At 58.1% G+C, this 8886-nt stretch carries 6 protein-coding genes and 1 pseudogene; 2 read left to right on the forward strand and 5 right to left on the reverse strand.

Features of this window, described 5'->3' with window-relative positions; all coding sequences use genetic code 11:
* Positions 1–47 precede the first annotated feature (47 nt).
* The 4 genes and pseudogenes from L5014_RS33855 to L5014_RS33870 form a co-directional block, all read right to left on the reverse strand.
* Positions 48–422 (reverse strand): winged helix-turn-helix domain-containing protein, encoded by a 375-nt coding sequence (locus L5014_RS33855; RefSeq protein WP_238468264.1) that lies wholly within the window; start codon positions 420–422, stop codon positions 48–50.
* A 201-nt stretch (positions 423–623) separates the two neighbouring features.
* Positions 624–1709 (reverse strand): ATP-binding protein, encoded by a 1086-nt coding sequence (locus L5014_RS33860; RefSeq protein WP_238468265.1) that lies wholly within the window; start codon positions 1707–1709, stop codon positions 624–626.
* 275 nt (positions 1710–1984) lie between these two features.
* Positions 1985–2074, reverse strand: a pseudogene (locus tag L5014_RS39095) (SEC-C metal-binding domain-containing protein); the annotation flags it as partial.
* Between the two features lie 1370 nt (positions 2075–3444).
* Positions 3445–5685 carry an ATP-binding protein gene (locus L5014_RS33870; RefSeq protein WP_238468267.1) on the reverse strand — a complete coding sequence of 747 codons (2241 nt, stop codon included), beginning with the start codon at positions 5683–5685 and terminating at the stop codon, positions 3445–3447.
* Between the two features lie 509 nt (positions 5686–6194).
* On the opposite strand from L5014_RS33870, the gene L5014_RS33875 reads away from it, so the two are divergent.
* Together L5014_RS33875 and L5014_RS33880 are read left to right on the forward strand one after the other, a co-directional pair.
* A complete protein-coding gene (locus L5014_RS33875; RefSeq protein WP_238468268.1) occupies positions 6195–6590 on the forward strand; it encodes a helix-turn-helix domain-containing protein in 396 nt (131 codons plus the stop codon).
* 122 nt (positions 6591–6712) lie between these two features.
* Positions 6713–7441 (forward strand): hypothetical protein, encoded by a 729-nt coding sequence (locus L5014_RS33880; protein ID WP_238468269.1) that lies wholly within the window; start codon positions 6713–6715, stop codon positions 7439–7441.
* On the opposite strand, the gene L5014_RS33885 is transcribed toward L5014_RS33880, so the two are convergent.
* Positions 7357–8537 (reverse strand): IS3 family transposase gene (locus L5014_RS33885; protein WP_238468270.1). Its coding sequence is split into 2 segments (ribosomal slippage): positions 7357–8285 and positions 8285–8537, totalling 1182 coding nucleotides; the frame shifts between segments, so codons are not numbered across the junction. The genes L5014_RS33880 and L5014_RS33885 overlap by 85 nt on opposite strands.
* Positions 8538–8886 lie beyond the last annotated feature (349 nt).

Genomic DNA, 8886 nt, shown 5'->3' on the forward strand with positions numbered 1-8886 from the left:
GACAGACGATGGCATTCTATTCCCGTAATCTGATTAAAGCAAGCTGTTTATGCAGATTGCCGGATCGGCATGTAGATGTACTCGACGCCACCCGTATCGGCCGTGTCTTCGCGCCGAAGGAGATAGCCGTCACTGACCAGCTTCTTCAGGCGCGTACTCGCGTTGGGGACGGAGATCGCCAGATCCGCGGCAACCTGGCTCGTGCCGACGCGTCCGTGCTTGAGCACGTAGTTCAGCAGTTCATTGGCCGCCGGGCTGATTTCGGGTCCGATTACTTCGAAGTCCGACTCCGAGCGCCAGATCACGAGCGGCTGGTTTTGCGCTTGGGCAGCGTACTTCCAGTTGTCCACCAGATCTCGATCCTTTACGTCCGTCAGGTAGAACCAGTGCTTGTCCCGATACAGCCGGGCAATCGCGAACACGCTTTCACGAGGAAAGGACGCGTCAGTACCCTCGATTCCGAGAAGGGAAATCCGAAAAATCGTCGGGTTGGTGTGGGAGCTAACGATTTCGTTGAGTCGGCTGAAAACTTCCCGACCCTCTGCGTTTCCGTAAGGAAACTCCGTTCTGGTCAGCGCGCGTAGCTCTACGCGAAAATTAGCAATCTGGTTCATCGCGCTAATTTAACGGGCAGCGTTTTTGCCCGTCAAGTAAAACTTGACGCAGATATGGGTCCCGCGCAGCGGTTGCAATCCCAATTGATGGGAAAATTTCTTCTCGCCTTTTCGATATGTCAGCGTGACTTCGAACGTTTCCTGGCGAACCACAATGCTGCCATTGAACTTCTCGGCGTAGTCGCTGGTGCTTTTGAGGCCGAGTCCTCGCGCTGCATCCTGCAAGCGGCTCAGATGCCCTTCGGAGAAAATTTTCTCGATCAGCGCAACGCCTGCATCTTTTCCTGACGACTCAAGCAGGGCGCGTGTTTCCTTTGGCAGTGCGGGCCACAATGTTCCCACAATTCCAGTGCCGTTGTCCGAAAATACGGTGCTCACATACGGGTCGGCGCCTCTCTTGTACAGTTGGAGCGCAGCAAATCCCGGGATGGGTGAACTCGAATGCTCGCAAATGTTATGGAAGAGTTCGCTCAAGATCGAGCCCATCTGCCGCTGTTCGTTTGCATGCGCACCAACCGCTTCTCGAAGGCGATGGGGGATGTTCGTGTCGATATTTGCAAGATCGATTTTTGCGACCTCAACGAGCGAGTCAGTCTGCCCGTGACGTGACTGTGCCGTCGAAGATTTCGGGCGGGACGGAACGACCGCGACTTCGACGTCCAGAAGATCGAAAAACCCGGCGCGGTTCAAATAGGCCGAAACCTTGATATCCGGGAGCACGAGGGACACGGATTTCCCTTCGTAGATCAGTTGATTGCAGAGTGCCAGCAGCCGGGCCGCGGCCTCCAGCAGAATGTTCAAACCCTCTGGAAAGACGAAACGTATGCGAGCGCATGTCGAATCCAGCGGAGAGCCGCATGCATTCAAAACCTGCTCAAATTGATCCGGCCGAAGCCACCCTGGGAATGAAAACTCCACAACCAATTCGTCGGGGGCGCGTAGCGACCATTGGTCGTTCGCATCCTTAACAAATATCGAGTCGTTCGCATGCAGAATTTGATTGACGATGCGGCGCTCCGTGTTGAGTTTCCGGGCAATCTCGCGTGCTTTAAGCGGTGCCTTCTCTCTCAAAATCGCTGTTATTTCGTTTTTCATAGGAGGCAATGCTTAAAACGATACGGACTTTGTTCGTACTGCAGGTTGCAAAGTATACACGCGTGTTTATCCGAGGAGCCAACAGCGAAACAGATACAGCAGTCCGGATATCGAACAAAAAAGGCTGCTCTTGGATTTCGCCTCAATGTCCGCCTTGGGTCAGTTTGCGGCGGTTGTACTGACCGAAGCAGACTTGTCTCGTCCGGCTGACCGAGGACGTGTGAAAATGCGAAGCTAAGGATCGCCCCTAACGGCGTTTCGGCTCCTGCGCATGTTTAGCCATGGCATTTCTTGTACTTCTTCCCTGAGCCGCATGGGCACGGATCATTGCGGCCGACCTTGCCAGGTTTTGCCGGTTTGGCGGCGCGTGGCGGCGGCACAAACTGCGTGACGCAGTCCTGGAACTGCCGCAGGGCAGGCGTTCCGAAGAAATTCCACTCTTGGTTCATCTCCTCGTAGTGGGCCTTCATTTCTTCGGGCCACGTCTCGCACTGCATCAGGATGAAATCCTCGGCGACTGTGCCGCCTGAGAACTTGGGGGCATCAATGCCGATCCCGATGACCTTAACCAGATGCGGAAACTTGTTCTTCGCCGCGCCGCATGCGATCTCCAGAAGAGTTTGCCGCTTCTCGCGATAGTCCGGTTCGGAGCGGAACGCGTCGGGCGCACGTAGTTGCAGGAGGACGTAGCCGACATTCGGCTCGAACGAGGGAAGGAATGTCGCCTGCCGCGTGAACGGACCGGTGTCGGGAAAGCGCTCGACGGCGGTTAACATCCTCGCTGCCAGGCCCCGACGCATAAAGCGTGGTTCCTTAACCATCTCATAGATGGCGCTTTTGCCTCGTGCGATGTCGGAGTTGCCGCCGAGCGTGCCGTCCAAGCTGTTCTGGCACGTTCTCTGGATCAGTTTGTCCCAGAAGTACGAGATGCGATCTTCCTTCTTTGTATTCTTGTAGAGGTCGGTCTGCACGAAGTCGTGCCACTCGCCCTCGCCGATCATTACGCCGTTGAACTGCCCCTTCTCCTTGGGGCCGATCACGTGGCGTTGCGTCGCGGCGTCGTAGTTTAGGAGATAGTGGCCGAGGAGGTCCTCCTCGCCGCAATAGCTCAGATGGTCGAAGGCGGCGGAAGCCCGAACCTTCTCGTCGAGATACGCCTTGAAGTCGTTGACCGTGTCCAGTTCGCGCAGCACGATCGGCATGTTGTGGCTGTCGAGCACATGGACCGGGTTGCGCTTGTCGATTTCGATGTGGAACGGTTCGGTCGGGCCTCCCTCGGTCTCCGTGTAGGTGATCGCGAGGCTACCGTAGACATTCTGCTGCGACGCCCGTTCGCAGGCGTCCCTCGCACCATGGGCGACGATGATTTTGTGGATCACCGCTTTATCCCGGTCGAACGGGATCGGCAAGGGCTCCTCGCGCTTGGCATCCAGGAATATCGGCCTGCCACTGCGGATGTAGCGTTCAGCCCCATGCGCGGTCCTAACCTGACGGTCGATGACGTTGCGCTTCCAGCGGTCCCACAGGACCTGCGGGTCCCTGTCGGGAAATTCGGGCAGCGCGTTCTCGCGGTCGAAGAAGACGAACAAGGTGTCGTCGAAGACCGCTAGCAAGTCGCACAACTCGTGTCCGTCGTCCTTGTACGGGTTCGGATAGCTCCAGAGCTTCAGGAACGACCGCTCGCAGAACTCCGCGAGCAGTCGCTCCGTCGCCGTCACACCGCTTCCCTTCCCGTTCATAAGAGCTTTGCTCCGATAAATTCAGCGGCCTCACGCGTCGCCTCGGCGACCTCCTGCAGGAATGCGTTGCGATCCGGCGAGGGCGTCACGTCTGGGATTGGCGCGGCGCGGTCGTAGATTTGTCCGGCGATCAGCTCGGCGCGCCGAAAGGTCGAACGCGGTCCGGATTCGTCGAACGCGCTGCGCCACTCCGACAGGCGCTCGGTGCGGACGCGTCGGGAGGCAAGCTCGATGAGCTTGCGGCTTAGTTCCTCGGCGATGGCATCGTAAAGATGCTGCTTGTCGTCGTCGCTCGGCTCTGGCCCGGACCACGAAATCGGGTTTTGAAGGAGGACATAAAGGCGCTGCTGGAGCTGTTGCTTCAAATCCGCGACGGGCCTCAGGCTGTCGTACTCATCCCCAATGCCGGTTGCGAGCCGTCGGCTGAGCGCCTTGATCCGCGTCCAGTGCTCTTTCTCGAATCCTTGTTTGACGGTGAGACCAAGGCGAGGCCGCCATGCGTTGCGGAAAGTCTCTGCGGCGCGCTCGACTGCGAGAACCAGGTTCATGCGGTCATAGGCCGGGCGCGAGTCGGCCGGCTTCGGCCGCGAGACGATGCCATCCACGATCTCCAGCAGTTTGTCGATCTGCTTGATCGTTCGCTGTCCGTCGGCGGACGTTTCGTCGAGCTTGGCGTCGATGCTGGAGAGGAACACTCGCGTGCTAGTCAATCGCGCCCGCAGAGCACGCTCGGCAAAGGGCCCGAGATCCTCGCCGATGGAGGCGAGCACGTTTTCGGCAGAGGCGAGGACGTGATGTACCCGCGCTGCCGGGGTCGGCAGGTTGTCGCCCTCCACCTGGTCGAAGTGCGTGAACGCGAAGATCAGCTTCGGCGCGCTACCCGAGGACACAAGCTCCTTCATGGCCGCCACGGGCGCAGCCAACATCGGCTGGGTCGCGTTGTCGACCAGGATGACAGCGTCCACCATCTCAATGCGTTTCGCGAGCGTCGTCGAAATAGTGGACATAGATCGCGGCGTGTGGCCTAGACCCTCACCATCGAGCAACGCGAGCTTCGGCACGTCGTTTGTCCACGTTGGCTTGAACGGCCCGGCGACACGAACGCCATTGACCAGTGGAGTCAACAGCGTGCCGAAGAGCGGTGCATAGTTCGAGGAAAAGCGGGCCAGCGTCCGGATGAAGGCGTCCCGGTCTTCCGTTTCCAACATCCAGCTCACTGGCCAGCCGACCTTCGTCTTCTGAAGCTTGCCTTCGGCGAGCAGAGCGAAGCGCTCCTCGATCTCGTCCATTAGCGCGTCCACAACCTGCTGAAAAGCCTCGTCGTCGCGGATCCGGTTGTCCAACTCTTCCTCGAACAACTCGTCGATAACGCGCTGGTCTTTCTCATCCGTCGCGTTCAGTTCCTGTCGCAGTCCGTCGCTGTGTCGGAGCGTGACGTCCTTGAGTGCAGCAAGCGCCTGCGCCAGGACCTCGTCCGTGTGCCGGAGCAAGTCGCTATTCTCTGAGGGTTCGCCAGCCTCGGGCTCATCATCGAAGTCGCTTACCTCCTTCACCGGTCCGTTGCCCAGCACGTAGTTGAAGCGGAAGCGCTGGTTGACGTGAGTCAGAAGACGGCGCATTTGCTCGCTTTCGGGCTCGCCGCGGTAGACGGCTAGGACCGCCGCCGACGCGCATTCCTTCAGGTGTTCGCGCACGTCCTCCATCGGGAAGAACGTCACCACGGCGCGGTATGCGCCTTCGCTCAGGATGATCTCCGTCTCGTGGACGGTGGTCTTCGCTGTGGAAGTGGATGGGAAGCGTTCGCGCGCCGGATCGGTGCCGATGATCTGACGTAGCAGTGTCGTTTTCCCGGCGCCCGTGGTGCCGACGAGAAGCGCACGGCGGTATTCGCTCGATTGCGCGGAGGGCAGGGCTATAGCCGCCTCACGCAGGTCGAGAAAGTTGGTCTCACTACCTTCGAGCTTGTAATAGAAGATGTCCACGACGCGGGTATCGAGCGCGACGAGGGCCTGGTCGCGCGCGCCGAGGTCCCACAGGTGCGGGCTAGAGAGTAGGACGTTCATGTCGTCCCGGAGCTTCGCCGCCTCCTGCTCATCGTCGGTCTTCAAGCTCTGCCGCACCCGGAGCCCTGTCTTTCCAGTTGTCGGGTCGGTGCGCTTCGGATGCCGGAAGATGATGGCCCAGGTGCTCCTGCCTTGGGTCCGGCTCAGGCTCGCTGTGTAGAAGGCGTCCGTCATAGCTCAGCTCCGTTGTTCCAATGTTGTTCCGGATTCAAGTGTTGTCGATTGACATCACGTTGTCAAGGTTTTTGGAACAACGCTGGAACAACGCTCTGAGATGGTTCCCTTCTAACGTATGAACGCTTAACCAAATGCGCCAGCAATTCGCGCGATCATTTCGTCGTTAGCGAAATAGGGGCGACGAGTCCCACGTCCCTGCAAGCCACGGCGGAAGTCTTCGCTATCAAGCGTGGCGAAGCGATTCAAAAAATCAACGTCAGGGCGCAAACTGGTTTGGTGGGGCACCTTGACGCCGCGCCCTCTTGACGGCGGAAAGAAATCATAAATTTGCCAGATCTCCAGCTTGGAATTTTGGGTATTGGGTTACGCAGAAACAGAATGCATATATTTTTTTGCCATTTCAAACGTATTCCTAATCAAATTGTTGGCGTGGCACACCGGGGTGGAGACGTTGACTGCTGCGCTCTCGTCTTCTATTGTCATGCAAAGTGCAACCTAGTCCCAAAATGGACGCCCAGGCCCCCAAAATTTCCTTCGCGGAATGTCTCCTTTTGACCCGGCGCCGGAGCGGTCTAAGGCAGAAGACCGTCGCTCAACGTAGCGGCCTCGACCCCTCGTACCTCGCCTCGTTGGAGAACGCCCGTCGTCCCCCACCATCCCCTGAAGTACTTGCCCGAATTCTGGACGGTCTAGATGCTAGTCCAGAGGATCGCCGCGCACTGGAGCAACTAGCGTTGTCCCATCATTTGAAAGCACAACTCTCGCGACGGGCGCCACCCGAGTTGGCGGAGGTGCTTTTTGCCGTCACGACGTTATCTGCGGAACAGCTGAAAGCGACGCGAGCTTTTCTGCGCCATCTGACTTCAGTTCGAAGCACTCTCGAACAGGAGGCCACCATGTAAACGAGAAACGGCGAGAAAACCCTTTCGAGCCTTCCCGCCGCGTGGGCTCAGCAATGCGTCACTGAGGCCCGGGAGAGTCTTCAGTATCAAGCTTTGCTGGCAGGCGCGTCAAGGCTCCCTTTTTGTCAATTTTCTTCGGGGACGCCGCAGAAATGGACTTGCGCGTCCCCAAAAAGGGACGCGAAATGCCATTTCCAAGCAAGCGTAAGAAGAAAACGATCGCACCGGATGTTAGCGTTGCCCTCGAATGGGACAACCTTGAATCTCTGCCCGCGGATCGCGAGCGCAAACTGCCGGCGCGGACGATCGTTACCAGTACCCCCTACAGAATCGTTGGAGGATTTTCCCTTCCATCACGATCACCTTGGCCTCTTGAGTGGGAGTCCTATGGGGAGCGAATGACGCTCGCGACGCTAGCACTGTCGCAGGGCCTCGATTTTGTGGCCACCCAGCCCGATGAGCTGAGATATCACCTGGACGGCATCCCCCGTCGTTACTACCCTGATCTTTTAGTACGTGGGCCTTTGGGGGAGTGTTTTGTAGAGGTAAAGCCTTTACCGATCCTCGTCAAAGACGAAAATGTCCAGCGGTATGCCGAAGTAGCCGCGCGGTTGATGGCTGTTGGCAAACGGCTTGAATTTCTCACCGACGATCAGATCATCATAAAGCCGCGCGTCGCGAACGTCTCTCTACTTCGTCGATATATCTCCAGTCATCTCGAAGCAACTGAGGTTCCCCCGGTTTTTCGCCTTCCAAAGGCCCCGGGTTATGCAGCCGTATCCCTTGTCCGTCGAGCCACAAGCCAGTCTTGCATGAACTGGGTTGGCGACATGAAGCCAAGCGATGAATGACGACGACTGCGGTTATAAAACACTTCGATGTATTCGAACAAGTCCGCGACGGCTTCGCGATGCGTGCGATACCTCGTGCCATACACGCGCTCGTTCTTCAAGCTGTTGAAGAAGCTTTCCGTTGGCGCGTTATCCCAGCAACTGCCTTTGCGGCTCATCGAGCATTGCATGCCGTACGAGTTCAGTTTTCGCTGGAAGTCGTGGCTGGCGTATTGACTGCCTCTATCCGAATGATGCAGCGCGCCGGGCCCGGGCCGGCGGCGGAACCATGCCATCGTCAGGGCGTCGGACACGAGTTCCGTCGTCATGCGCGGCTTCACCGACCAGCCCACGACTTCCCGGTTGAACAGGTCCAGCGTGACGGCCAGGTACAGCCAACCTTCATCGGTCCAGATGTACGTGATGTCCGAGGTGAACACTTGATTGGGCTGTGCCGGCGTGAAGTTGCGGTTCAACACGTTCGGCGCGACCGGCAGTTTGTGCCGGGAATCGGTTGTCACGCGGTAACGGCGCTTGTGGCGGGCTCGAATACCGTTGGCGCTCATCAACCGCTCTATCCGCGCTTTGCTGGCTGGAAAGCCGCGAGAGCGAACCTCTTCGGTCATGCGCGGCGAGCCGTAGGCACCTTTGACCTCGGCGTGAATCGTCCGAATCAACGTGAGCAACTGTGCATCGGTCAGCCGCTGGCGCTCGGGCGTGCCGCCGCGCTTCCACGCACGATAGCCGTTGACGCTCACGCCAAGGACCTCGCACAGCGCCGCAAGCGGGTATTGCCGGCACTGTGTGTCAATCCAGGCGAACTTCACAGGAGGTCCTTCGCGAAGAACGCCGCCGCTTTTTTTGCGATTTCCAGCTCCATCTGCAAGCGCTTGTTCTCCGCTCGCAGTCGCGACAGCTCCATCTGTTCCGCCGTGACGGCCTTCGCCCCGGGGCCATTCAGCTTGCCGGCCTCGAAAGCCTTCAGCCAGTTGCGCAGGGTCTGCGTCGACATACCCAATTCGCGGGCCACGGCACTGACGCCTTGCCCATCCTTGATTCGTTGCACGGCGGCTTGCCTGAACTCTGCCGTGTACACCTGGTGCGGTACCTTGAACATTTCTGCTTTCCTTCCTTTGGGTCGAGTTTATACGCGACCTGACCAGAGAGCAGAGTACGTTGACAAGATTACATTAGATACATCTGCACTTGTCCAAGCAACCGCAACTATCGATGTTCTTATGGGAAAGGCAAGAAAATTTCGCTTTCCTGGAGGACTTCTTGTAGTGGGAGAAGGGGGGGGGGGGGCAGGGAAGACTCTTATCGCGGAAAGCTTTAAAAAGAAATTGGCTCTTTTGAAATTCAAATGGGTTATGCGGTATGCGGGTTGATCGAAGTGAAGTTGAGCTTGCCAGCGATCAGGAACAGCACGGTACGCATGGTTTCGATATTCGCGTAGCCACGAGCGC

The sequence above is a fragment of the Paraburkholderia tagetis genome (assembly GCF_022213065.1).
GTDB lineage: Bacteria > Pseudomonadota > Gammaproteobacteria > Burkholderiales > Burkholderiaceae > Paraburkholderia > Paraburkholderia tagetis.

Bases quoted from the DNA above. Each gene is read 5' to 3' on its own strand.
- L5014_RS33875 (WP_238468268.1), top strand. From the start codon at position 6,195: ATGGACGCCCAGGCCCCCAAAATTTCCTTCGCGGAATGTCTCCTTTTG.
- L5014_RS33860 (WP_238468265.1), bottom strand. From the start codon at position 1,709: ATGAAAAACGAAATAACAGCGATTTTGAGAGAGAAGGCACCGCTTAAA.
- L5014_RS33870 (WP_238468267.1), bottom strand. From the start codon at position 5,685: ATGACGGACGCCTTCTACACAGCGAGCCTGAGCCGGACCCAAGGCAGG.